Consider the following 25,583-nt stretch of genomic DNA (forward strand, 5'->3'; position numbering starts at 1 on the left):
ACAGAGAAGTTAAGCTCATTTGCGCCGATGGTACTGCATTCCGTGGGAGAGTAGGTCGCCGCCTTCCTTATACTAAAAGTCCTTTTAGCAATCACGCTGAAAGGACTTTTTTTTTGTTACTTTTTTTAAATGTAATAATACACTTTAGGATGGTAAATGTCCACCCTATGTTGTCTTAACAAAAAGGTTTTCACCTAATTAATTAGCTAAATTTATAATTTACTTAGGCAAGCTCCTTAACAAAATCTTTAAGGTAAGCGTATCTTTTAGTTAGTGAGCCATTTTCTGTCATCTTAGCTCTTTCTAATATTCCATCTTTGTCATTATTGAAAAATGAAGGAATTACATGTTCTGCAAACATTTCGCCGAAACCTTCGCTGGCATTTTTGGGAAGTTCACAAGGCAAATTGTCAACCGCCATCACTGCTATTGAATTTGGTTTGCCGATTTCGACTTCCTTTTCGTTTATCGGGTCATAGGCGTAAAACGGGTCTGCAATGGTAGATGGACGAATAGTAGAAGCTACTGGTCCATCAATATCGCAACTGATATCTGCTACTACATTAATTTTGAAATCCTTGTCTTTGGCATCTGCTCTTGTGAATAGGTAAGGAGCACCTTCTCCGAAGAAGTGTCCTGCAATAAAATAATCTGTAGTTTTTGCAAATCGCATAAAGTTGGATTGATATGGGGAAGGATCTTTAAAAAAATCTTTTTTATTTCCGGGGTTTCCATCTTTGCGTTTGTTATAGTCAAGCACATCAATCACCACATAAACAGGTTCGTTAAATGTTTGTTTTAGGTATTCTTCAACGTTTACTTTTTTGATTTGCAAATGGTCTAAAATTTCTTTTGCACCTTTGGCCACTTTTCCCAATCCGGTTAAGCAGATTTTGATATTGGGCAATTTTATTTTATCGAGTTCTGCTTTTACTTCATTTAAATCCCTTAACAATTCAACTTTGGGTAGGTTGAGTATTCCATCTCGAATTCCGAGAAGTCGAAGACCGTTATATGCTCCAACCAATCCAGCATATCTACCAAAACCGATGAGTCTTGCTCCATTGGCTTTGGTGATGACTTCATGGTCGTATAATTCGATGTTTTTTTGCAATATGGCTTGTAGCAATTTGCGGTTATAAGGTTGTTTTTTGATGGTATGAGAAAAGAAGAAATACTTTTTATTCGGTATTAATTCATCAATGGGAACTTCTTTTACTCCGAGTAGCACATCGCATTGTTCCATATTTTTTGTGACCGATATTCCTTCTGCTGTGTATGCTTGATCTGAAAATATTCGAATGTCGGAGGGTTCTACATAAAACTCGGCTGCTGGGAATTGTTGCTGTATTTCTTTTATTTTTTTTGGTGAAAATACCACTCTGCGATCGGGTGGATTTTTACGTTCTTTAATGATACCGAATTTCATTTGTAGAATTTAAGATGAATTTAGTTTCAAATATAATTGATTTCTCTACTTTTGCAAGTCCTAATGGAAATACAATTTTTTAATTTTAGTTTTAATATTTAAATTGAAGTTAGGATTTGCGTTAAGGATTGCAGCGGCATCCTTTTTGTGCTTTGATTAATGGCACAAAAAGATACAGCGAAAAGCCTGCCCGAACGCCCAAAAAATGTTCATTGAAATAGAAATTACAATTCAATATCTTGGGGTCGATTTGGTTTTGACAGCAAGGACAATTGAGGGGTAAGCACGTCGAGCGCTGGGATACAGCTCGTAAATCTCATATTTCACACTTTTTTAAACGGCGAGAATAACTACGCCATGGCTGCGTAATCCGAATTATAGTAGGGTATGCTTAGCCGCTACTAGGTAGTGGGCCATGATGTCTCGTAAAGGCCTTGATTTACGGCATTTACACCAGAGGCACCGATAAAGTAAATATAGCTTGCGTAGGGTCTTGATGCGCAGGTAAAACTAAATTGAGAATAAGGTTCATGTAGGTTGTTTTTGGCCAGCATGAACTCGAAAACCCAAGTAAAAACTAAACGTGTAGAAAGCTGCTGAATTGCTTGTTTGGACGGGAGTTCGAGTCTCCCCGACTCCACAATTAAAAACCTTAATATGCTTTATTTGAGTGTATTAAGGTTTTTTTATTGTTTGATTTGTGTGGTAATTCTTCTTATTTTTATTTAAAACTTGATACTTTTTACTTTATTTTTAAACAACTCAACCTGGCCGGATAATTTGCCTATTCAAGATAAATCTCCTTACTATGGAAATCCTAAATTTAAAGAATTTAATAACTCATTATCAGATTTCACACCGCAACAAATCAGGTTAGTTAAAAACCGTGGAATCTCTATTCCAAAAATTCCTTCTGATAGTATTGGTTTAGTATACGGATTACAATTGCAGAAAGATATTTTAGGAAATAAAATAAAATCAAAGCCTAGCTTAGGTGCAATAGAAGTGGAATAAGCCAACTTTTATTTTTTATGAATTCAACAATGACAAATAGTAAGCCTTATGAAATATTTACTACTGCCAATAGCTTAAAACAGCTTATTTTGAAGAAATATAGTGGTATGATGATGAAAACTAATTTCCACTTCATCTTTACTTAAATAATTGTTAGCAAGTTTTGGAAACTCACAATAAAGTTTACTTTTGCACCGAAATGAAATATAAAACACATACACATCATCATTTTTTAACAACGCTCAGCGGCGATGAATAAATGATTTGTGCATAACCTATAATCTATTCTAAACCCGTTTGAGCAAATCAAGCGGGTTTTTTAATAGAAAAAAATAAACAAACAAATGAAATTAAAAATTGCTATTCAAAAATCAGGAAGACTTAATGAACAATCGCTTAAATTGCTAAAAGATTGTGGAATTTCCATCGATAACGGCAGGGACCAACTCAAAGTTAACGCATCTAACTTTCCTATTGAAGTGCTTTTTCTTAGAAATGGAGACATTCCACAGTATTTGCGAGATGGCGTTGTAGATTTAGCCATCATCGGAGAAAACTTACTCTACGAAAAAGGCGAAGATTTACCCTTTGTTGAGCGACTTGGTTTTTCCAAATGCCGTGTTTCCATGGCGGTGCCTAAAAATGAATTTTACAATTCCGTAGACGATTTGCAGGGAAAGAAAATCGCCACTTCCTATCCCAATACGGTAAAGAAATTTTTAAAAGAAAATAAAGTGGAAGCCGAATTGCACATCATCAGTGGTTCGGTTGAAATTGCGCCCAACATTGGTTTGGCAGATGCCATTTGCGATATCGTTTCCAGCGGAAGCACTTTGTTCAAAAACAACTTGAAAGAAACCGATGTCATTTTAAAAAGTGAAGCGGTGTTAGCCACTTCGCCTAAGCTGTCAGCTGAAAACACCCAACTTCTACAAAAGCTTCAATTCCGCATTCAAAGTGTATTGAAGGCAAAAGAATCCAAATATGTTTTGTTGAATGCACCCAACGATAAAATTGATGAAATCATATCCATTTTACCCGGCATGAAAAGTCCAACTTTACTTCCGTTGGCAAAAGAAGGTTGGAGTTCGCTCCACACTGTGATTCAACAAGAAAAATTCTGGGAAATTATAGATGAATTAAAACTGGCTGGAGCCGAAGGCATTTTGGTTTGTCCAATCGAAAAAATGGTAATTTAGAAGCTATGCAACTTATACAAAACCCTAGTAAATCAGAATGGTCTACACTTTTAAAAAGACCAACACAAGAAGTGAAAGACATCGAAACTACGGTGGAAACTATTTTTGATGAAATTGCCAAACAAGGTGACGAAGCCGTAAACAAATACACCACTTTATTTGATGGTGTTCAGATAGAAAAATTAGCGGTTTCAGCTGATGAAATTCAGCAAGCAGAAAATGAAGTTTCCGCCGAATTGAAGGAAGCCATTCAATTAGCCAAATCCAATATTGAAGCATTTCACACCGCTCAAAAAACGGATAAAGTAGTTGTGGAAACGCAAAAAGGAGTGAAGTGCTGGCAACAAGAGAAACCCATTCAAAAAGTGGGTTTATACATTCCTGGTGGAAGCGCTCCGCTTTTTTCGAGCGTATTGATGTTGGCTTTACCAGCAAATATTGCCGGTTGTAAAGAAATTGTATTGTGCTCGCCACCTGATAAAAAAGGAAAAATTCACCCTGCCATTTTGTACACGGCTAACTTATGTGGGGTAGCTAAAATATTCAAAGTAGGCGGAATCCAAGCCATTGGTGCCATGACTTTTGGAACGCAAAGCATTCCCAAAGTATACAAGATTTTTGGACCCGGAAATCAATATGTGACCGTTGCCAAACAACTGGCAACCAAATACAATGTAAGCATTGACATGCCTGCTGGTCCATCCGAATTGTTGGTCATGGCAGACGACACGGCAAATCCAGCTTTTGTAGCTTCCGATTTGCTCAGCCAAGCAGAACATGGAACCGATTCACAAGTAATTTTAGTCACTACTTCTTCAAGAATAGCGGAGCAAGTTAAAATGGAAATAACAAATCAATTAAATTCACTTCCCCGCAAGGAAATCGCAGCCAAAGCCATCGAGAATTCAAAAATTATTTTGTTAGCAAACTATCAAGCGGCTTTGGAATTGATCAACGAATACGCCCCAGAACATTTTATTGTTTGTACAGCTGAAAATGATTATTTTGTAGAAAATATAGAAAATGCGGGTTCGGTTTTCATCGGAAATTATACTCCCGAAAGTGCTGGTGATTATGCTTCAGGAACCAATCACACGCTACCCACCAACGGTTACGCCAAGCAATACAGCGGTGTAAATTTAGATGCCTTTACAAAAAGCATTACGTTTCAAGAAATTCAACCTGAAGGAATCAATCAAATTGGCAGAGCAGTAGAATTGATGGCTGATGCCGAAGGTTTAGCAGCGCACAAAAATGCCATGAGCTTACGTATTCAATCTTTAAAGAAATAGTGATGAAGATAACCGATTTAGCAAGAAAAAATGTGCTTCAAATGAAGGCCTATTCTTCGGCTCGAGATGAATTTACCGATACAGACCAAGATTTCATTTTTCAAGACGCCAATGAAAATCCGTTTCAATCGGGTTACAACCGCTATCCAGACCCGAATGCTACAAAAGTAAAGGAAAAGTTGTCTGATTTAAAAGGCATTCCTCCTGCTAATATGATTTTGGGAAACGGTAGTGATGAAGTATTAGATTTATTATTTCGTGCCTTTTGCGAACCCAAAATCGATGAAATTATCACCACTCCGCCCACTTACGGAATGTACAAAGTATTGGCAGAAGTAAATGAAATTCAATTGAATGAAGTGCCGTTAACTCCAGATTTTCAGTTGAAGCCAGAAGCTGTTTTAGAAGCCGTTTCAGATAAAACCAAACTCATTTTTTTGTGTTCACCGAACAATCCCAGTGGAAATTTGATGAACACTCAAGCTGTCAAACAAATTCTGAAAAATTTCAGCGGATTGGTGATTTTAGATGAAGCTTATATCGACTTTGCAGCACAAAATTCCTTTGTAAGCGAATTAAATCATTTTCCGAATTTGGTGGTTTTGCAAACTTTTTCCAAAGCTTATGCACACGCTGGAATTCGGCTCGGGATGGGTTTCGCTCAAGCGGAAATCATTCAGTTGCTCAACAAAATCAAGCCGCCTTATAATGTGAATCAGTTAACGCAAGAAAAAGCCTTGGAAGTAATTGCTTCTGCTGAAACCTATAAAAATCAAGTAGAAATGCTGATTTCTGAACGGGATTTGTTGTGTAAGGAACTCGAAAAGATTTCTTTTGTAGAAAAGATTTATCCATCGGAAGCCAATTTTTTACTGGTGAAAGTAGATAATGCTATTTTGCGATACCATCAGTTAATCGAAAAAGGAATGGTGGTTCGCAACCGAACCAACGAAATGCACTGCGAAGATTGCCTGCGCATCAGCATTGGCACACCGAAAGAAAATCAAAAATTAATTATAGCTTTACAAGAATTAAACGCATAATGAAGAATCAACAAACCAAAAAAGTCTTGTTTATCGACAGAGACGGAACCTTGATCAAAGAGCCAGCCGATTATCAAATCGATTCTTTTGAAAAGCTGGATTTTTATCCACAGGCTTTGTTTTACATGGGAAAAATCGCTAGAGAATTGAATTTTGAATTGGTGATGGTCACTAATCAAGATGGTTTGGGCACAGCTTCGCATCCCGAAGAAAATTTCTGGCCAGTGCATCATTTTATTTTGAAAAGCTTCAAAAGTGAAGGAGTTGATTTTGCTGAAGTGCTGATCGATAAAACTTTTCCACATGAAAATGCCGAAACCCGAAAACCCAAAACAGGATTGTTGACCAAGTATTTTTCAGAAGAATACGATTTGAAAAATTCCCTTGTCATCGGTGACCGAATTACTGATGTGGCTTTGGCGAAAAATTTAGGCGCAAAAGCCATTTTCATAAGTGATGAACGCAACTTGGGAAGTGATGAAATTTCAACAGCAACAGATTTACAAGAATTCATTGCTTTAGAAACTCAATCTTGGGAAGAAATCTATCGTTTTTTGAAGTTTGGCAACCGCGTTTCCAAGATCAAAAGAACCACTTCCGAAACCGAAATAGAAATTGAACTAAATCTCGATGGAAGCGGAAAAAGCGAAATCTCAACCGGAATCGCCTTTTTCGACCACATGCTTACCCAAATTGCCAAACACGGTCAAGTAGATGTAAACGTCAAAGTAAACGGTGACTTAGAAGTAGACGAACACCATACCATTGAAGATACCGCGATTGTATTAGGCGAAGTTTTTAGAGAAGCTTTAGGCGATAAATTAGGTATAGAACGCTACGGTTTTTGTTTACCCATGGACGATTGCGAAGCCAGAGTCAGCATCGATTTTGGTGGCAGAAATTGGTTGGTTTGGGAAGCTGATTTTCAACGAGAAATGATCGGAAAAATGCCAACCGAAATGTTTATGCATTTTTTCAAATCTTTTTCTGATGCCGCCAAAGCCAATTTGAACATTCGAGCAAATGGCCAAAACGAACACCATAAAATAGAAGCGATTTTCAAAGCCTTCGCCAAAGCCATTAAAATGGCAATAAAACGCGATACAGATAAAATGATTTTACCATCGACGAAAGGGGTTTTGTAGAAGTTAGATTTTTTCGAAGTGAGAAGTAAGATATTAGATATTAGAAGTGAGATATTAGAAGTGAGATATAAGAAGTTAGAAGTTAGAAATGAGATATTAGAATTGAGAAATGAAAAATGAGATTTGATACTAGAAATACAAATTGAAAACGAACGATAAAAAAGCCCCAGCGGGGTGAAATCTTAATAGCCCAGCGGGGCGAAATCATAATTGCCCCAGCGGGACGAAATTATATTAGCCCCAGCGGGGCGAAATCGTTATCATAGCAACCACAAATAACAAAACCATCAATAAGTGAATTTAGTTATCATCGATTACGGAGTAGGGAATATCAAAAGCATTCAATTTGCGTTTCAGCGGTTGGGGTTGGAAGCCAAATTATCATCCAATTGGGAAGAAATTCAGCGAGCCGATAAAGTGATTTTTCCGGGAGTAGGAGAAGCCAATTACGCTATGAATCAGTTGAAAAATACAGGATTAGACCAATTGATTCCTAGTTTGCAGCAGCCGGTTTTAGGCATTTGTTTAGGCATGCAATTGATGTGTGAATTTTCAGAAGAAGGAGAAACCAAGTGTTTAGGAATATTTGATGCAGAAGTGAAGAAATTCGGAAATGAATTGAAAGTTCCCCAAATCGCATGGAACCAAATCTTTGATTTACAGTCAGATTTAATGAAAAATATAGCTGAAAAGGAATTCATGTATTTGGTGCATTCGTATTATGTGCCGTTGCATCAAAAAGCCATTGCCACTACCAACTATGGAATAGATTATGCTTCGGCTTTGCAAAAGGATAATTTTTACGGTGTTCAATTTCACCCCGAAAAAAGTGGAAAAATAGGAGAACAGCTATTGAAGAATTTTCTGATGATTTAATGAACTGAATTAACAATAAAATTGAGCAGAAATCGGTTGTGAAGGAGTGATTTTAGGAAAACGATTTATGAGAATAGGATTTGCTTGAAACAGATAGCGGTATTTAGTAGAGAGTAGAGAAGAGAGAAGAGAGTAAAGATAATAGATAATGGAAAAATGAGTTTTAAGAATATTTGAAAAACAAGAAATCTCTGATTTCTTGTTGACAACCGACAACCGACAACCGACAACCCCAAACCCATGAGAATCATACCCGCAATAGACATCATTGAAGGAAAATGTGTTCGCTTGACCAAAGGCGATTACAATACCAAGAAAATATACAACGAAGATCCATTGGAAGTAGCTAAATCTTTTGAAGGCGTAGGAATTGAGTTTCTGCATTTAGTCGATTTAGACGGAGCTAAATCCAAGCACATTGTTAACCACAAAGTCCTAGAAAAAATAGCATGCAAAACCAACTTGAAAATCGATTTTGGCGGTGGATTAAAATCGGATGAAGATTTAAAAATTGCTTTCGAATCAGGGGCAAATCAAATTACCGGCGGAAGTATCGCGGTAAAAGATCCAAGTATTTTTACGGCTTGGTTGACGAAATTCGGAAGTGAAAAAATCATCCTTGGAGCCGACTGTAAAGATGAAAAAATCGCTGTAAACGGTTGGCAAGATGAAAGTGAACTCGACATTCTTCCGTTTATTCAAAATTACCAAGAGGAAGGCATTCAATATGTAATTTGTACCGATATTTCAAAAGATGGCATGCTGCAAGGCCCGTCATTCGATTTGTATCAAAAAATCATTCAACAAACACCCGAAATCAAACTCATCGCTTCTGGTGGAATTTCAAATATCGATGAATTCCCAAAATTAGCTGAAATCGGTTGTGAAGGAGTAATTCTAGGAAAAGCGATTTATGAGAATAGGATTAGTTTGAAACAGATAGAACGGTATGTGGTAAGTTGGAAATAGGATATTAGAAGTGCGATATTGGAAGTACGATATTAGAAGTACGATATTAGAAGTTGGATATTAGAAGTAGGATATTAGAAGTACGATAGTAGAAGCCTGCCTGCGTGACCTAGTCAGGCAGGTACGATATTAGAAGTAAAAAATATGATATTAAAAGTTAAAAGGATTAAATACGAATTTTAGATGTTTAAATTGAGTGACATGGTCTTAATTTCTTTATTTTAACTAAATAAAACCAATTCCTATGAAAAATGAGATACTTAATAGAACAAAAGCTTTTGCTATAGATTGTTGGAAATTTTGTTTTCTAGTTCCAAAGTCTCGTGAATTTAATGCTTATGTAAACCAATTAATAAGGTGTTCTAGTTCAGTTGGTGCGAATTATCGAGCTTCACAAAGAGCCAAATCTACACGCGATTTTATTAATAAATTGAAAATTGTGGAAGAAGAAGCAGACGAAAGTCTGTATTGATTAGAACTTTTTGAAGAAGTCTTGCCTGAGAAAAAAGACATTATTTTACCACTACAAACAGAAGCAAAAGAACTCTTAGCCATCATGGTGGCATCAATCAATACAGCAAGGGCCAATCAATATAAAAAAAGTAAATAATGAGCCGTTTTGCACTTAACTTTTTACTTCTAATATTCAATCTCAACTTTTAATATCTAATATCTAACTTTTAATATTTAACTTTTTCATCTAACTTTTAACTTCAAATATTTAATATCGAACTTTTAATATCAAACTTCTAACTTTAAGCCATGCAAACCAAACGAATCATCCCTTGTTTAGACATCAAAAACGGTCGCACCGTAAAAGGAATCAATTTTGAAGGACTGCGAGATGCCGGAGATCCAGTTGATTTAGCGGAATTATATTCAGAAAACGGAGCAGACGAACTGGTATTTCTGGATATTTCAGCAACCGAAGAACGCCGTAAAACCTTAGCACAATTGGTAGAGCGAATAGCCGAACGAATTAATATTCCATTTACAGTTGGTGGCGGTATTTCCAGTATTGAAGATGTAGAATTGCTATTGAATTCGGGAGCCGATAAAGTTTCTATCAATTCCGCAGCGGTCAAAAATCCTGAGTTAATCACCCAAATTTCCAAGCGATTCGGGAATCAATGTGTGGTGGTGGCTATCGATGCGAAACTGATTGAAGGTGAATGGAAAGTTCATTTAGTAGGAGGGAAGCAACCTACGGAAATCGATTTATTCGATTGGGCTCAAGAAGTAGAAAAGCTTGGAGCAGGTGAAATTTTATTCACATCCATGAATAACGATGGTACCAAAGCGGGATTTGCAAATGAAGCCTTGGCAAAATTGTCTAGTTTGGTAAATATTCCGATTATTGCTTCAGGTGGAGCAGGAAATAAAGCTCATTTTTTAGAAACATTTCAAAAAGGAAAATCCGATGCCGCTTTGGCTGCAAGTGTTTTTCACTTTAAAGAAATAGAACTACCCAGTTTAAAAAACTATTTATCAACTAACGGCATATTAGTACGATTATGAATATAACAGAACAAGCAGATTTCAGCAAAAGCGAAGACGGATTACTTCCCGCTATTATACAAGATGCACAAACTAAAAACGTGCTTATGTTGGGTTATATGAATTTGGAAGCTTTGGAAAAAACAATGACTTCCAAAAAAGTCACTTTTTACAGCAGAAGCAAAAAACGGCTGTGGACCAAAGGCGAAGAAAGCGGCAACTTCTTGGTATTGAAGTCCATTGAATTGGATTGCGACCAAGATACGTTTTTAGTTCAAGTGAATCCACACGGACCGACATGCCACAAAGGAACGGACACCTGTTGGGGAAATGAAAATGAATCTAATTTTGGTTTTTTAAGTGAATTGGAAAGGATAATCGAATCCCGAAAAAATTCAACTTCAGAAAAAAGTTATGTGGCTTCATTATTTGAAAGTGGAATCAACAAAATAGCTCAAAAAGTGGGTGAAGAAGCTGTTGAAGTGGTAATTGAAGCCAAAGATGAAAACGACGACTTGTTTTTAAATGAAAGTGCAGATTTGCTTTTTCACTATTTGATTTTATTGAAGGCCAAAGGCTTCAGTTTGAAAGCGATTGAACAGGTTTTGTTAGAAAGGTCCAATAAAAATAAATAGGTTAGTTGGCTTCATTTTCAATTTAAAATTGGTGTAGGTTTGACTGTTTTCCAACATCTTACTATTTATAAAGTAAGATCAAGCTTCTTATTGTTTCAATTATTCAGATAGTTCAAATAAATTCTAAATTTTTCCTATAAGTATTTAGGACTAAGGGCGAAGTGTACACGTATTTTTTCACGGGCGATACACAACAACAATTTCAACTGTATTTTAAATAGTCTTCAATATTAAATGTATATAAACTGCATTCGCTTTAAATAATAGCAAATCAATAAAGAATAAAATTATGCTCCCATTTTAATTTAGACCTTAAGGAAAAATAACAAACAAATTTTTCTATAGATTTTCATTAAAATTATTAATTGTCGTATAAATATTACAAAAAATGAGTTTATATGATGCAAATCATAGAATTAATTCTACAAAAAATATATCTTTACCGTATAAAGCTAGTAGCAATTAAATCTACAAAAGATGAAAACATCTATACACATATCGGTAAAGTATCATTTTTCTTATTGGATAGTTATTTTGATGGCTATTTTTTCTACTTCAATAAGTTTTGGACAAGAATTAGGAGATTTACGTTCAAGACAAAATGGGAATTGGACAAATGCATCTACTTGGGAAGAATGGAATGGCTCCAGTTGGTCTAACACCAGTACCCAGCCAGCTAGCTTGTTTGAAGGAAACATTGAAATCAGACACACTGTTTATACTGGTTCTTTTCAAACATTTTGGATTTGGACTTATCCTGTAGATGCAGAAAGACGAATTGAGGGAGACCTAAAAATTTCTAGCGGTACATTACAGCTTACTCAAGCCAATTCAGGGGATAACTTAAGAACTTTTGTAAGTGGAGACTTTACAATAACAGGAGGAGCTTTATCTTTTTATGGCGGAACAGAATCAGGTTCTTCTACAAACGCAGGGGTTTTAGCTGTAGATGGAAACGTAAATCTGTTAGGTGGAAATATTGTGAGCAATTCTATTAGGCTTCCATCTGGTATATATTTTACAGGAGATACTACACAAACATTACAATGTAATATTAATCTTTCATCTCAAATAATCAATCGTTTTTACCTATCCACAGGACATCTTGGCATTAGTGAAATCTATGGAGGCACGAATGTTTCTACGGTGTACGGAACAACAGAATTAATTTATTCAGACACACAAACATGGCCAACATCAGGCAACCTGCTTCAAGACTTCACTGTTCAAGCTTCTGGTGTTGTTAGTATGACAAAGAGTAGAGAAATAAATGCTGCTTTAAACTTGAATAGTGGTGTTCTAGATGTAAGTCAACATAGCTTAAAATTCTCTGGAAATACATTTTTTAAAAAAGAAGGAAAAATACGTCAACAAGATAGCGAAGGTGAACTAAACTTTGCAAACCAATCGCTTATTTCTATTCCTGATGAAACTTTTGAAGGAGCTGTATCTAATTTTACTATTTCACAATCTGGAGGTATAAAAATGCAGAGTGATTTATCGATCTCAAGGAGCCTAAATTTGAATGCTGAAAACTCTAACATTACCGATGGATTATTAGACATGGTGATTAATTACGGCAGTTATGCTCAAGTTGAATACGGGACAGACCCTAATTTTGCTGACAGTACACAACCTTTTAATAATTTGAATTCGTATATTTTATATATGGGCGAGAATGCTTCAACTAACGGAATAGGGGATGTAACAGGTAAAGTAAAAAGAAATACAATAGTTAATAATAAAACGTATGATTTTGGAAATTCTGAAACACGAATTTCGTTTAATTCTCCAACAGGAGCTAGCGGATTACCAGAATCAATGTTATTTACCATCACTAGAGGAGATTATGGTGAGCATGTCGATAATTTAGGAGAAGATACAGAGTTGTTTCTTTTCGATGAAAACACAGGGAATCCACTTACTGGACCTAGAAGTGCAGTGAAGCGTTTGTATCAAATACAGTATGCTGCTAGTGTAGATTTACCAGGCAGCACTAGATTTACTTTACGTATGGCTTATCAACCAGAAGAACTAAACACCAATTCTAGTGCAGAGTTAATTACTTGGGATCATCATTTACCCTACAATGGTATTACACCTCATGAACATGGAAAAACAGCTAATAATTTAGAAGAAAATTGGATTGAATTATCTAATCACTCTGTATTGTACTTAACAAAAGAAGGTGCTATTTCTGGAGCTGGAACGCTTACTAAATACTGGATGCTTTCTGAAAAAGAAACCATTGGAGAATATGTTTGGGTTGGAGCAACAGACGGTGGAAGTAGTAATTGGAATGTTGTTTCGAATTGGTCTGGTAGTAAAATTCCTAATGAAACTTCTGATGTTTATATTCCTAGTTCATATAATTTTCCGCCTATAATAAATGAAAATTCAGGATATGGTGATGGAAACCAAGAAAATCCTGGAATAGTTGAAGGTGAAGTTAGAATGCGTACTATTGAAATTGCACCTGATGCAGAATTAATGACAGAAGGAGCTCCTGATATTTATATGTATGGCGGACCCAACTATGCTGGTGGAGGTTTAAATTATGGTACATTCAATATATTGGGAAGCTTAAATTCCAGTGAAAGTACTTTCTATTTAATGGATGGTTCAACTTCTTCTGAAGCAACACTTAATGGTAATTTAAAATTCTATAATTTAGTAGCAGATGAAAACGCCAATGTAAAAGTTCAATCTAATACAGAAATTGAAATTGTAAACAATTTAAGTATTCCAGCAACGGCAAACTTTAATGCAGTAACAAATCCAAACACGATTTATTTTACCGGTAAAAATCAAAATATTCCCAATCCTGGAACTGTAAATGTGGGATATTATAATATGGTTCTAAATGGAAATAATTCAACTTTACCTTCAAACTTGAATGTGAAAGGAGACTTGGTAATCAACGAACAAAATTTAAATTTCAACACTACTCAAGTTGTTTTTGACGGCAATACAGAACAGTTTATTTTAAGTGATTCCTTGGTTACTCAGAGTTTAAAAGAAGTTGTAATCAATAATGAATCTGTTGTGAAGTCTGATATCAAGGAACTGAGAATTGATAATTTACAATTAACTTCTGGTACATTTGAAGCAGGCATCAATAATAAGGTAGTTTTTGAAAATGCAATTGTTCGAAACAATGGAATACTTGGAGGCATGGGCACATTCGAATTTTTAGGTCCTAACGAAATTGAGAATAATCTATTTCTAAATAATCGTTCAAGTGCTAATATTACTTTAAATAAAAATACAACTACAACTACAACTAACTTTTCAATTCCTAACAACTTTGCAGTAGATGCTAACCTACATTTAGAAAATGGTATAATTCCGCTAGGTACTAACACATTGGAATTAGGTGGAAATTTAAGCGCTAATTTAGGTAGATTAAATGCGAGTAATGCAGAAATAGTTTTTTCTGGAAATACCACTCAAGCTTTATCAGGAAATGCCTTTAGTAGTAATTTAGTAAAAGATATTGCTATGACGGGTTCAGGAACTTATCAACTAGAAAGTCCTGTAAAATTAACAGGTGTTTTAAGACCTAACTCAGGAGTATTAAACAGTAACGCCAATTTGGTTTTTAAATCTAGTCAAGAGCGTACAGCAGTTGTTGGTGAAATAGGTGCTGGCGCGGACATTACAGGAAGTGTTCAAGTTGAACGTTTTATACCGGCAAGAAGAGCTTTTAGATTTTTAAATCCTACAATAACAAGTACTCAAACAATCCACCAAAACTGGCAAGAAGGAGCAACTGCTTATAATGATAATCCAAATCCAGGATATGGAACGCACATAACTGGAACAAATGAGCCATCTCCCAATCCTAGTAGTGCAGATGGACAAAATGGATTTGATTGGAACCCTTCTGGAAATCCATCTTTATTTTATTTCGACAATATAAATCAATCGTGGAACCCCGTAACAAACACAGATCAAAATGTAATTGAAGCTAATGTACCCTATCGTTTATTGGTTCGTGGTTCTAGAGCCATAGACATAGCTTCTAATGCTGCTACTCCAGATAATACCGTATTGCGATCTTCAGGAACATTAAACAAAAACATTATTACACACAGTGATAACCTGAACAATGCTTTTCAGAGACCTAATTTTATTGGGAATCCATATCAAGCCCCTGTAGATTTAGCGCTTGTAATAGAGTCTTCGATTAATGTAAATAATTTTGTTCAAATCTGGGATCCAAACATTGGTGGAGCAAATCCAATTCCAGGTCAGCCAGGCGGTAGAGGAGCTTTTACAACCATTGATGTTGCAAACAATACCACAAGTAATGAAGATTCAGATGCAAACCGATTTTTACAACCAGGACAAGCCGCTTTCTTTTATGCCATAAATGATGAGCAACCTTTTGAAATTGTGTTTCAAGAAAATCATAAAGCTGTAGATACACCACAAACAGAAGTTTTTAGCACTGAATCACCTGATCAAAAATTAGCCATACAACTCTATGATAAAGCTTCATATTTGAACGGAAACACTTCCTTAGATGCAGTTTTGATTCGTTTCGCTTCTAATTTCAATGAAAACCTTAATGTTGAAGATGCGTTAAAACTTGAAAATATTGACGAAAATTTTGCACGAATTGAAAACGGAAAATTAATTTCGATTGAACAAAGAGCTTTACCAACTGAAAATGAAGCATTAGCTTTATTTGTAAATCAGTATAGACATCAAGAATATGTTTTTCAAGTTGATGCCACATCGTTACCTGAAAATACAAAAGTATTTTTGGAAGATAATTACTTGAATGAAATTATAGATTTAGAAAATCTAGATTACACTTACGAATTTTCTGTAGATGAAAGTATAAATGCTTCAAAAGCCTTTAATAGGTTTAGTTTAGTGTTTGAAGAAGTAAGTTTAAACACAACCGATTTTGCAAAAAATGATTTTGTTATTTATCCAAATCCAATTGTAAATAATCAGTTTCAAATTACAAGTTCTACTCTGGCTAACGAAACCGCTATTGTATCCATTTTTGACTTAGTTGGAAAGCAAGTATTCAGCAAGGAAGTAGATTTTGATGAAACAGGAAATAAAACTTTTAAAGAAATCAATTTAAAAACTGGACTATATTTAATGCAAGTTCATCACAAGGATTTTCAAACTAGTAAAAAGATTATTGTAAAATAATTAATCTTTAGCAAAAAGGGCAGAAAATCAATTTTTTGCCCTTTTTTTATTACTATAAGATGAAATTAAAATGTACTTCAATATTCAAAAAACTTTTATTTTTTGTTGCGCAATAAGTATAACATATCATTCTAAAAGTAAAGCTTTTATTTCTTCGTTAGTAGAGTCTTCGGCATAATCTAAGGCAGATTTTCCTTTTTTGTCTTGATGGTTAAGGTCAACATCGGCTTTTAAGAGTTTTTTGATAATCTCTGTTTGTTCAAACATCACCGCATAAATGATGGCATTTACACCATTTTGGTCAACTGCATTTACATTTGGATTTTGTGCTAAAATTAATTCAACCAATTCCTGATTTCCTTTTACCACTGCTGCCATCAACGGTGTTCCATAGGCACTATCGATGTTGACCTTGGCTCCAGCTTTTATTAAGTATTTGGCAACGGCTTCATTTTCATAATACACGGCTAATAAAATGGGAGAAAATCCTTTTTCGGAAACCGAGTTGACCAATGCTGGATTTTCTTCTACTAAATTTTTGGCTTCGTTTAGGCTTCCTTCACGAGCAACATCAAAAATGGTATTCTGTGCATACGAACAAAAACTTAAAAAGAATAAACTTGTAAGGAGTATATTTTTCATTGGAATATTTTTTTTGCAAAGATTCTGAAATTCAATTTTACAACCATTTTTAACTAACTATTCTAACAAAAGTTTAATAACCTGAGTTCGATTATAATCACAAAGTCAAAATCAATAAGCATTAGCAGTCGCTCATCATCACTTGTACCGCTAAACCGCCTTCCGAAGTTTCTTTGTAGCGCGAACTCATGTCTTTTGCCGTTTCCCACATGGTATTAATTACTTTGTCAAGTGGTATCTTGGCTTTTGTCGCATCGCTTTCAATAGCAATTTCAGCAGCATTGATGGCTTTAATTGCACCCATGGCATTGCGTTCTATACAAGGAATTTGCACCAAACCCGCAATCGGGTCGCAGGTTAATCCCAAGTGATGTTCCATGGCGATTTCGCTTGCCATTAAAACTTGAGCGGTGTTTCCACCCATCAAATCGCAAAGCGCACCGGCAGCCATCGCAGAAGAAACACCAATTTCAGCTTGGCAGCCGCCCATAGCAGCAGAGATGGTAGCTCCTTTTTTAAACAAAGAGCCAATTTCTCCAGCCACCAACATAAAACGTTTGATTTCTTCAAAACTTGCTTGGTGATTTTCGATACACAAATAATACATCAACACGGCAGGCATGGTTCCTGAGCTTCCGTTGGTGGGAGAAGTTACCACACGACCTAAAGATGCATTTACTTCATTCACCGAAATAGCAAAACAGCTTACCCATTGTAAAATTTGCCTAAACCGAACTTCTTTCTTTCTGATGGTTTCTAACCATTCTTCTTTGGTTTCATAGTCTTCAAATTTTTCTGCTAATAATTTTTTATTGGTGCTTGTTGCTCTTCGGGTCACATTCAATCCACCTGGCAAGTTGCCTTCGGTGTGGCAACCCAAATACATAGACTCTAACATCACATCCCAAATGGCTTTGAGACCAGCATCAATTTCTGCATCAGTTCGTAAGGAACGTTCGTTTTCTAATACAATTTCAGCTATGCTTTTTTGCTCTTGTTCGCAATAGGTTTGTAGTTGTGCGGCACTTTCAACAGGAAATGGAAACTGCTTAAAATCGGCTATATTTTGAGCTGCATTTTCACGTTCTTCTTTCACCACAAATCCACCACCGATGGAATAAAAATAAGATTCGTATTCCTTTCCATCTTTGGTAATGGCTTTATACATCATTCCATTGGGATGAAAATCTAAAAAATGTTTATGAAAGACGATATCGTTTTCGAAATCAAATTCAACAAAAATAGCTTTGTCCAAATGCAATTCAGATTTGGCTTTGATGAAATCGATTTCATCGCCAATGGTCAAGGTATCCATAGTTACAGGATCATGACCACATAAACCTAACACCGAAGCAATGTCTGTGGCATGGCCAATTCCGGTTAACGAAAGTGAGCCATACAAATGAATTTCGATTCGTTTTATTTTTTCGAGCAGCCCTTCATCTTTCAACTCTTCAATCCATCGTTGTGAAGCTCGCCAAGGACCTAAGGTATGAGAACTCGAAGGACCAACACCAATTTTAAGCATATCGAATACGCTTATGCATTCCACTTTTTTCATTCAAAAAGCCATTTATTGTGAATGTGGCAAAGATGAGAGAAATTTCTGAAAGTGAATTAGACAATTCTTAATTTATGCTTTCTTTTTTGAAATATTTTTAGTTTTAAGGTTGTCTGTAAAAAAGCTTCTTGTTTGCTTTATTTTTCTTTCTAAAATCGAAATTATGACTAACCCATAACACCAAATTATGACTTCTTACAAAGCGTTGGTCTTGTGGTAATTGTATAAATCGATGCATGTAACCCGCTTGAATGCTAAAATTATCTAAACGTGTTCCAAATGTTAACCAAGTTCTATTTTGATCGAAATAATTATTTTCAACATGCTCACCAAAATTCACCAAAATTTCGTTAGTGATATTTATAAAAGGAGTTCCGCCAATTATTTCCTTTCCTACTAATGGAAAACGCATGCTAATCAGCATCCGTAATCGATGGTTAAAGGTGAAGCTGTTCAACAATTCGCCATTGGCAAAATCCTGCCGAAACCGCATGTCGTAGCGTATTCGATTGATCATTTTCAACCTGTCACTAATTTTATGACTGGCAACCATTTGCATCCAGGGGCGGTGCTCTTTTCTTTTGAGTTTAACTCCTTCACTTAAAGTATGAATATTCAAATAGGCATATCCAGCCGTGAGATTCAAATTTTTATGAAAATAGCGCGTTAAGCCCGTTCTTGCCACAAAAAAACTATTGGGTACATAATGAAAGTCATTCCAAAGTGAATATTTTTCAGATAGTTTACCACTGGTTAAATAACCCATCCAAAACTGTTCGTTGCTAGTGATTTCTTTTTCCTGCGCAAAAGTTGTAAGACAGATAAGAAGTAATAAGGGTAGTAGAAGTTTCAAAAAAAATTGCTTGTTTAAGTTTGATGCAAATTTATTATTTTTCCCTAGTTGAAGGCAAGGTATATTCAATATCATCTCACAAAATTGCAGCATTTTATCGAATGTTTAAATTCATCTTCCTAAATAGAGATAATTTGAAAATTAATTAGTTATTTAGTCGAAAATATTTCAAAATGACAAGCATGAATATTGAAACATTAGCTTCAAAACTAAAAGGGGAAGTAATAGGCAACCAAAGCATCGAAATTCACTCTTTAGCTCAATTAGGTGAAGCAAAAGAAGGACAACTTACGTTTATAGGACACAAAAAATACGAAAAAGACTGGGCAAATTCATCAGCAAGTGCAGCTATTATCAATGCAGATAGTTCACTTCAACCTGGTGAAGGAAAAGCATTCATTAAAGTTGAAAATGCAAACTTTGGCATGATTGAAGCCTTGCATGCTTTTGCTCCACCGCTTCCTCAATTCGATTCAGATATTCATCCCACGGCAATAATAGACGAATCGGCTAGTATTGGGAATTCCGTAAAAATAGGAGCAGGAGTTTATATTGGTCCAGAAGTGAAATTAGACGATGGCGTAATTATTTACCCAAATGTGACCATTTTAGATCATTCAACTATTGGAAAAGCCACCCAAATTTGGTCTGGAGCTGTTATAAGAGAACGCACCCAAATTGGAGCGCATTGTATTATTCATCCAAACGCTAGCATCGGTGCAGACGGATTTGGTTTTGAACCGCATCCACAAAAAGGCTTGGTAAAAGTCCCACAAATAGGAAATGTAGTCATCGGCAACTACGTTGAAATTGGAGCAAATTCTTGTGTAGACCGCGCCAAATTTGCCTCTACTATTTTAGGTGATGGTTGTAAAATTGACAATCTAGTACAGATAGGTCACAACAGCAAATTGGGCATGTTTTGCATCATGGCAGGCAATAGTGGTTTAGCCGGTTCGGTTACTTTAGGAAATGGAGTGGTCATTGGCGGAAGCGCATCTATTAAAGACCATACTACTATTGGTGACGGAGCAACCGTTGGAGCAGGCTCAGGTGTTACGGGCGATGTGGAAGCTGGAAAAACCGTTTTGGGCTATCCAGCAGTTGAAGGAAGAACCGCACTCAAACAATGGGCAATTCTAAAACGCTTAGCTACCAAAGGAAGTTAAGACTTTTCTGCTTCATTATTTTTAATAAATATTGGATTATAATGTAATTCTTTCAAGTTCGATTAGAATTTGTTTTAAGTTCGAGCGGAGTCGAGAACTAGCCATATCTATTTACATTGAAGTGTAAAAATATCACTTCACATTAAATTCAGCATTTATTAACGCTCATTTTGACAGAATATATGTCATGCTGTCATATACAAACGCTTGGCATAATGATTGACTTTTTGTTATCGAAATTGAAATTAAAACAAACGAAAATAAATCATTATGAGTAAGATTATAGGAATTGATTTAGGTACTACCAACTCTTGTGTTTCCGTAATGGAAGGTAACGAGCCAGTGGTAATACCTAATTCTGAAGGAAAAAGAACAACACCATCTGTAATTGCATTTGTTGAAGGTGGAGAAATTAAAGTTGGAGATCCAGCAAAAAGACAAGCCGTAACTAATCCCGAAAAAACCATCGCTTCTATCAAGCGTTTTATGGGGAATAAGTTTTCAGAATCTTCAAAAGAAATTGAACGTTCTGCATATAAAATTGAAAAAGGAGAAAACGATACTCCTAGAGTAAAAATTGATGACAGATTATATTCTCCACAAGAATTATCGGCAATGATTCTTCAAAAAATGAAGAAAACAGCAGAAGATTACTTAGGACAAGATGTAACTGAAGCCGTAATTACGGTACCAGCATATTTTAACGATTCTCAACGTCAAGCTACCAAAGAAGCTGGAGAAATTGCAGGATTAAAAGTAAGACGAATTATCAACGAACCTACAGCTGCATCATTGGCTTACGGTTTAGACAAAAAAGATACCGACCAAAAAATTGTAGTATTTGATTTTGGTGGTGGTACGCATGACGTTTCTATCCTAGAATTAGGAGATGGCGTTTTTGAAGTACTTTCTACCGATGGAGATACACATTTAGGTGGTGACGATGTAGATGAAACCATCATTGATTGGTTGGCTGAAGAATTCATTAAAGATGAAGATATCGATTTACGTAAAGATGCTATGGCATTACAACGTTTAAAAGAAGCAGCTGAAAAAGCAAAAATTGAATTGTCTTCGTCATCAAGCACAGAAATCAATTTGCCTTATGTAACGGCAACTTCTTCTGGACCAAAACACTTGGTAAGAACTTTGTCGCGTTCAAAGTTTGAGCAATTAATTGCTACTATTGTAAAACGTACCATTACACCTTGTGAAAAAGCATTGAAAGCTGCGGGATTATCCAAGAGTGATATCGACCAAGTAATTTTAGTAGGTGGTTCAACACGTATTCCTTCTGTACAAAAAGCAGTAGAAGATTTCTTTGGAAAAGCACCTAGTAAAGGAGTAAATCCAGACGAAGTAGTGGCTATTGGAGCAGGAATTCAAGGTGGTGTATTAACTGGAGATGTAAAAGATGTATTGTTGTTAGATGTTACTCCACTATCCTTAGGAATTGAAACCATGGGTGGTGTAATGACCAAACTAATTGAAGCCAATACTACGATTCCAACTAAAAAATCGCAAGTATTTTCAACAGCGCAAGACAATCAACCTAGTGTAGAAATTCACGTTTTACAAGGTGAACGTTCCATGGCAGCGGATAACAAAACCATTGGTCGTTTTCACTTAGATGGAATTCCACCAGCAAAACGAGGAACTCCACAAATTGAAGTAACTTTTGACATTGACGCGAACGGAATTATTAAAGTGAGTGCAACTGATAAAGCAACTAATAAAACGCAGGATATTCGTATTGAAGCTTCTTCAGGTTTAACCGAAGAAGAAATCGAAAAGATGAAAAAAGAAGCTGAAGCCAATGCTGATGCCGATAAGAAAGCGAAAGAAAAAGTAGATAAGCTAAATGAAGCTGATGCCATGATTTTCCAAACAGAAAGTCAATTGAAAGAATTTGGAGATAAATTATCAGACGATAAGAAGAAACCAATTGAAGATGCATTAGCAGAATTGAAATCAGCACATGCAACAGGTGAGCTTGAAAAAATTACTCCAGCTTTAGATAAGCTAAATGAAGAGTGGAAAAAAGTTTCTGAAGAAATGTACAAAGCGCAAGCTGAAGCTCAACAAGGTGGCGCACAGGGTGAAGCTGGTGCAGACCAAAATGCTGGCGATGACGCTGGAAAAGACGACGTAGAAGACGTAGACTTCGAAGAAGTCAAGTAGCCTGTCCTGAGCTTGTCGAAGGGTAGACTTCGAAGAAGTAAATTAAATAAACTTAACTTCTTTTTAATAATTGATAAACACAGCCTTTCTAGGCTGTGTTTTTTGTTTTATATTTGAAACTTAAAAATAAAAAAACAATGATCATGAAAAAAGTATTTAGTTTGTTAATGTTAGTATTATTAGTAGTTGGAATTTCTAGCTGCGAAGAGAAAAAGCCAAGCGAAAAAGTTGAAGACGGAATGGAAGAAGCTGCAGATGGTGTTAAAGATGGAGCTGAAGATGCCGCTGAAGAAGTAGAAGAAATGACAGAAGAAAAATCTGATACTGAAAATGCAGCTGATGAAATTGAAGAAGCCGCTGAAGATGCTTCTGAAGAAATGGAAGAAGTAGTTGAAGATGCTTCTGAAGAAATAGAAGAAGCAGTTGACGATGCTAAAAAAGAAATAGAATAACTCAAATTATTACAAATTTCTAATTTTAAAAGGCACCTCTATGAGATGCCTTTTTTAGTTTTATGTTTAGTTTTATGTTTTCCCAAAATGAAACAAACAATACACATTACAACAGACGCCGTTATTTTTGGCAAAGTCAAAATTGATTTTTATATACTCTTAATACAAAGAAAGAATGCACCTTTCCAAAATAAATGGGCTTTACCCGGTGGTTTTGTAGAAGAAAATGAAAAATTAATAAAAGCCTGCCAAAGAGAACTTCATGAAGAAACGGGATTGCAAATTGAAATTCAAGAATTCACTTTTGTAGATGTATTTGATGCTTTACAACGTGATCCTAGAAGCAGAACTATTTCGGTAGCTTATACCTGTGTAATAGATAAACTTCCAATTCTAGAAGCAAACGATGATGCAGCAAACGCCCGATGGATTAAGCTCGAAAATGCTAAAGAATTGGCATTTGATCATGAACAAATAATAGCTAAAGCAAAATCTGTTTTAGATATACACTAAGATTTCCTTCTGGAAATTATCCGTTCAACAATAGCAATTATCGCACCTAAGGCAAGTAATAGATATCCAATTTCTGGTTTGCTATTAAAAAATAATCCTAAGAAAATGAGTACAAAAGCCAAAATTAATGCATAATTTATTTTTGTATTCTTTCCCCATTTTTTTCTAGAAATATAAAGTAGAAGCAGTACAAAAATTACAGCAACACCAGCATAAATCAATTCTATCATCATAATTCTGTTTGTTTCAAATTTCGAGTTTTATTATTGTTTACTACATTGAACAAAGTAAAATACTATTTTAAGGCACGAATGATTCTTTAAAATCAGTATAGTTAATGTTAGCCTTAATTTTTCTGTCTTTACTTTCAAATTCTTCTGAAAAGATACTTTTTTCAGGTACATATTCTTCAAAATGAATTTTGGATAGGTCTGCTAAAGAATGAATAAAATCAATTAACGAATAACTTCTTTCGGTTTCGATTACACCATCAAAATTGTCTTGAAAATTTTGATTCATCCAAATAATAAATGGAACTTCGAACATACTAGGTGTTGGGTTATCATCATTATGACCGGCAAAGTCCTGATCTAAAAAAACTTCTTCACCATGATCTGAAAAATACATTACATAACTTTCACCTACTTGCTTTTTTACTTTTTGAATGACTTGTTCGATCATGTAATCGGTGTATAAAATTGCATTATCATATTCATTTCGCTTTTGAATAGCTTCTTCATGTGAAAATTTTAAATTGGGTGGCTTCTCATCAAACAATTCAAAAGCTGCAGGATACCGATCGCTATACTGTAAATGTGTGCCAAGCAGATGCAAAACAATAAATTTATCTTTAGTGTTTCTATTTAAAGTAGTTTCTAAGTGGGGTAGAAGTACTTCATCTAAAGGTGTTTTTCTTCCTGCAATTTCAGTATTGGTGAAAGTGTAGAAATTTGCAGCCCGAGACATTTTTGTTACAATACTTTCGTAAGGTCCAATGGGTCGCTGATTTGAAATCCAATGGGTTTCAAAACCAGCTTGATTAAAAAGCTGTACAATAGTAGATTCAGATTCAGATTCAAAATTGTTTAAACTCAATGCTGTTTTTAGTGCACCAATGGTAAAGGCGTTGGTGCTAATTACATCATCAAATACATGAAGTTGTTTTTTGCGCAAACTAAGTCTAGGATTGTTTTTTCGCGGATAGCCATACAGTTCAAAATTATGTTTGGTAGTAGATTCTCCTATTATTAAAACAAATGTTCGAGCTTGTTCACTTGTAGACTTTACTGCAGTAAATTGTCCAAATTTTTCATCTATGGCTAAACCGGCTAATTTATCTTGTTCATCTTGATATACTGCTACGCCTCGTACAACTAAGTAGGGAAAATTCTGATCGATTAATTTTGTAATTCTTAAAAAAACTAAACTAAAGGCTAATAGAGAAATAAGTATTAGTGGTTTAGTAATGGGTTTCAAACTTAATTTCTGCTTGACTTGAAATACTAAATATATACCGATGTATAAAAAAGTAAGAATGGCATAAATTATACTAAACGGATTGATATAAAAGCTAATGAATTCGCTTGCTTCAGCAACATTTGTTTCAAATAAAACAAAGATAGATGAAGCTGAAAAATTGCTTCCAAACCAAGTAGAATATAATGTTTCAGCAAAAATAAAGAATACAAATACGCCAAAAAGTAAATTTGTAAAAATACGTTTAAGTCTTTTGGGTTTTATTAAAACGGCTGAGCCAATGCACAATAAAGCAAAGAAATGGTTTTCAATTAAATTTAAAAATCGATAATTTTCAAATTTACCTGAAGCTAATTCAATTAAAAAACCAACAATAATCGGAAACCACCACCAAAGTAAATGCTTCCAATTTATGGAGTTAAATGTTAGATTTTGCGAGGACACAGAAAGCTTATTCAAAAT

Annotated in this window: 21 protein-coding genes and 1 other RNA gene; 16 read left to right on the forward strand and 6 right to left on the reverse strand. The window is 35.2% G+C overall.

What is annotated here, in order from left to right; translation table 11 throughout:
* Window positions 1-223: 223 nt before the first annotated feature.
* Complete coding sequence (locus IEV72_RS02160) at window positions 224-1,429, reverse strand: NAD(P)-dependent oxidoreductase (RefSeq protein ID WP_188457445.1); 1,206 nt, start codon at window positions 1,427-1,429, stop codon at window positions 224-226.
* 241 nt (window positions 1,430-1,670) lie between these two features.
* On the opposite strand from IEV72_RS02160, the gene ssrA reads away from it, so the two are divergent.
* From ssrA to IEV72_RS02220, 12 genes are all read left to right on the forward strand, one after another.
* Window positions 1,671-2,072: a transfer-messenger RNA gene (gene ssrA / locus IEV72_RS02165) on the forward strand.
* A gap of 89 nt (window positions 2,073-2,161) precedes the next feature.
* Window positions 2,162-2,443, forward strand: coding sequence for a hypothetical protein (locus IEV72_RS02170; protein ID WP_188457446.1), 282 nt, complete (start codon window positions 2,162-2,164; stop codon window positions 2,441-2,443).
* 344 nt (window positions 2,444-2,787) lie between these two features.
* Window positions 2,788-3,642: an ATP phosphoribosyltransferase gene (hisG, locus tag IEV72_RS02175; protein ID WP_188457447.1), complete on the forward strand. Its 855-nt coding sequence runs from the start codon at window positions 2,788-2,790 to the stop codon at window positions 3,640-3,642.
* Between the two features lie 5 nt (window positions 3,643-3,647).
* Window positions 3,648-4,934 (forward strand): histidinol dehydrogenase, encoded by a 1,287-nt coding sequence (gene hisD / locus IEV72_RS02180; RefSeq protein WP_188457448.1) that lies wholly within the window; start codon window positions 3,648-3,650, stop codon window positions 4,932-4,934.
* Between the two features lie 2 nt (window positions 4,935-4,936).
* Window positions 4,937-5,977, forward strand: a complete 1,041-nt coding sequence (gene hisC, locus IEV72_RS02185; RefSeq protein ID WP_188457449.1) for a histidinol-phosphate transaminase — start codon at window positions 4,937-4,939, stop codon at window positions 5,975-5,977.
* The gene (hisB, locus tag IEV72_RS02190) at window positions 5,977-7,122 is read left to right on the forward strand and encodes a bifunctional histidinol-phosphatase/imidazoleglycerol-phosphate dehydratase HisB (protein WP_188457450.1); all 1,146 of its coding nucleotides are present in this window, start codon (window positions 5,977-5,979) and stop codon (window positions 7,120-7,122) included. The genes hisC and hisB overlap by 1 nt, the downstream gene beginning before the upstream one ends.
* A gap of 294 nt (window positions 7,123-7,416) precedes the next feature.
* Window positions 7,417-7,998 carry an imidazole glycerol phosphate synthase subunit HisH gene (gene hisH / locus IEV72_RS02195; protein WP_188457451.1) on the forward strand — a complete coding sequence of 194 codons (582 nt, stop codon included), beginning with the start codon at window positions 7,417-7,419 and terminating at the stop codon, window positions 7,996-7,998.
* A gap of 240 nt (window positions 7,999-8,238) precedes the next feature.
* Entirely contained in the window at window positions 8,239-8,967 is a 729-nt protein-coding gene (hisA, locus tag IEV72_RS02200) for a 1-(5-phosphoribosyl)-5-[(5-phosphoribosylamino)methylideneamino]imidazole-4-carboxamide isomerase (RefSeq protein WP_188457452.1), read from the forward strand.
* A 244-nt stretch (window positions 8,968-9,211) separates the two neighbouring features.
* Complete coding sequence (locus IEV72_RS13630; RefSeq protein ID WP_229731772.1) at window positions 9,212-9,439, forward strand: four helix bundle protein; 228 nt, start codon at window positions 9,212-9,214, stop codon at window positions 9,437-9,439.
* A 290-nt stretch (window positions 9,440-9,729) separates the two neighbouring features.
* On the forward strand, window positions 9,730-10,485 hold the full coding sequence (hisF, locus tag IEV72_RS02210) for an imidazole glycerol phosphate synthase subunit HisF (protein ID WP_188457453.1): 756 nt from the start codon (window positions 9,730-9,732) through the stop codon (window positions 10,483-10,485).
* Entirely contained in the window at window positions 10,482-11,099 is a 618-nt protein-coding gene (gene hisIE, locus IEV72_RS02215; protein WP_188457454.1) for a bifunctional phosphoribosyl-AMP cyclohydrolase/phosphoribosyl-ATP diphosphatase HisIE, read from the forward strand. The genes hisF and hisIE overlap by 4 nt, the downstream gene beginning before the upstream one ends.
* A gap of 477 nt (window positions 11,100-11,576) precedes the next feature.
* Complete coding sequence (locus tag IEV72_RS02220; protein ID WP_188457455.1) at window positions 11,577-16,274, forward strand: DUF8693 domain-containing protein; 4,698 nt, start codon at window positions 11,577-11,579, stop codon at window positions 16,272-16,274.
* Between the two features lie 126 nt (window positions 16,275-16,400).
* On the opposite strand, the gene IEV72_RS02225 is transcribed toward IEV72_RS02220, so the two are convergent.
* From IEV72_RS02225 to IEV72_RS02235, 3 genes are all read right to left on the reverse strand, one after another.
* Window positions 16,401-16,916, reverse strand: coding sequence for an ankyrin repeat domain-containing protein (locus IEV72_RS02225; protein ID WP_188457456.1), 516 nt, complete (start codon window positions 16,914-16,916; stop codon window positions 16,401-16,403).
* Between the two features lie 121 nt (window positions 16,917-17,037).
* A complete protein-coding gene (locus IEV72_RS02230) occupies window positions 17,038-18,477 on the reverse strand; it encodes an L-serine ammonia-lyase (RefSeq protein WP_188457457.1) in 1,440 nt (479 codons plus the stop codon).
* A gap of 103 nt (window positions 18,478-18,580) precedes the next feature.
* Window positions 18,581-19,330 carry a DUF2490 domain-containing protein gene (locus IEV72_RS02235; RefSeq protein WP_188457458.1) on the reverse strand — a complete coding sequence of 250 codons (750 nt, stop codon included), beginning with the start codon at window positions 19,328-19,330 and terminating at the stop codon, window positions 18,581-18,583.
* 173 nt (window positions 19,331-19,503) lie between these two features.
* Between IEV72_RS02235 and lpxD the strand changes: the two genes are divergently transcribed.
* The 4 genes from lpxD (at window position 19,504) to IEV72_RS02255 (ending at window position 23,645) form a co-directional block, all read left to right on the forward strand.
* Window positions 19,504-20,499, forward strand: a complete 996-nt coding sequence (gene lpxD, locus IEV72_RS02240; protein ID WP_188457459.1) for a UDP-3-O-(3-hydroxymyristoyl)glucosamine N-acyltransferase — start codon at window positions 19,504-19,506, stop codon at window positions 20,497-20,499.
* A 270-nt stretch (window positions 20,500-20,769) separates the two neighbouring features.
* The gene (gene dnaK / locus IEV72_RS02245) at window positions 20,770-22,680 is read left to right on the forward strand and encodes a molecular chaperone DnaK (protein ID WP_188457460.1); all 1,911 of its coding nucleotides are present in this window, start codon (window positions 20,770-20,772) and stop codon (window positions 22,678-22,680) included.
* A 143-nt stretch (window positions 22,681-22,823) separates the two neighbouring features.
* Complete coding sequence (locus IEV72_RS02250) at window positions 22,824-23,132, forward strand: hypothetical protein (RefSeq protein ID WP_188457461.1); 309 nt, start codon at window positions 22,824-22,826, stop codon at window positions 23,130-23,132.
* Window positions 23,133-23,219: 87 nt separating this feature from the next.
* Window positions 23,220-23,645, forward strand: coding sequence for an NUDIX domain-containing protein (locus IEV72_RS02255; RefSeq protein WP_188457462.1), 426 nt, complete (start codon window positions 23,220-23,222; stop codon window positions 23,643-23,645).
* Here the strand turns inward: IEV72_RS02255 and IEV72_RS02260 are convergent.
* The gene (locus IEV72_RS02260) at window positions 23,642-23,878 is read right to left on the reverse strand and encodes a hypothetical protein (protein WP_188457463.1); all 237 of its coding nucleotides are present in this window, start codon (window positions 23,876-23,878) and stop codon (window positions 23,642-23,644) included. The two genes, IEV72_RS02255 and IEV72_RS02260, sit on opposite strands and share 4 nt — an antisense overlap.
* A gap of 67 nt (window positions 23,879-23,945) precedes the next feature.
* Window positions 23,946-25,580 carry a sulfatase-like hydrolase/transferase gene (locus IEV72_RS02265; RefSeq protein ID WP_188457464.1) on the reverse strand — a complete coding sequence of 545 codons (1,635 nt, stop codon included), beginning with the start codon at window positions 25,578-25,580 and terminating at the stop codon, window positions 23,946-23,948.
* Window positions 25,581-25,583 lie beyond the last annotated feature (3 nt).

Origin of the sequence: Psychroflexus planctonicus, assembly GCF_014640195.1 — a bacterium.
GTDB classification, from domain to species: Bacteria; Bacteroidota; Bacteroidia; order Flavobacteriales; family Flavobacteriaceae; genus Psychroflexus; species Psychroflexus planctonicus.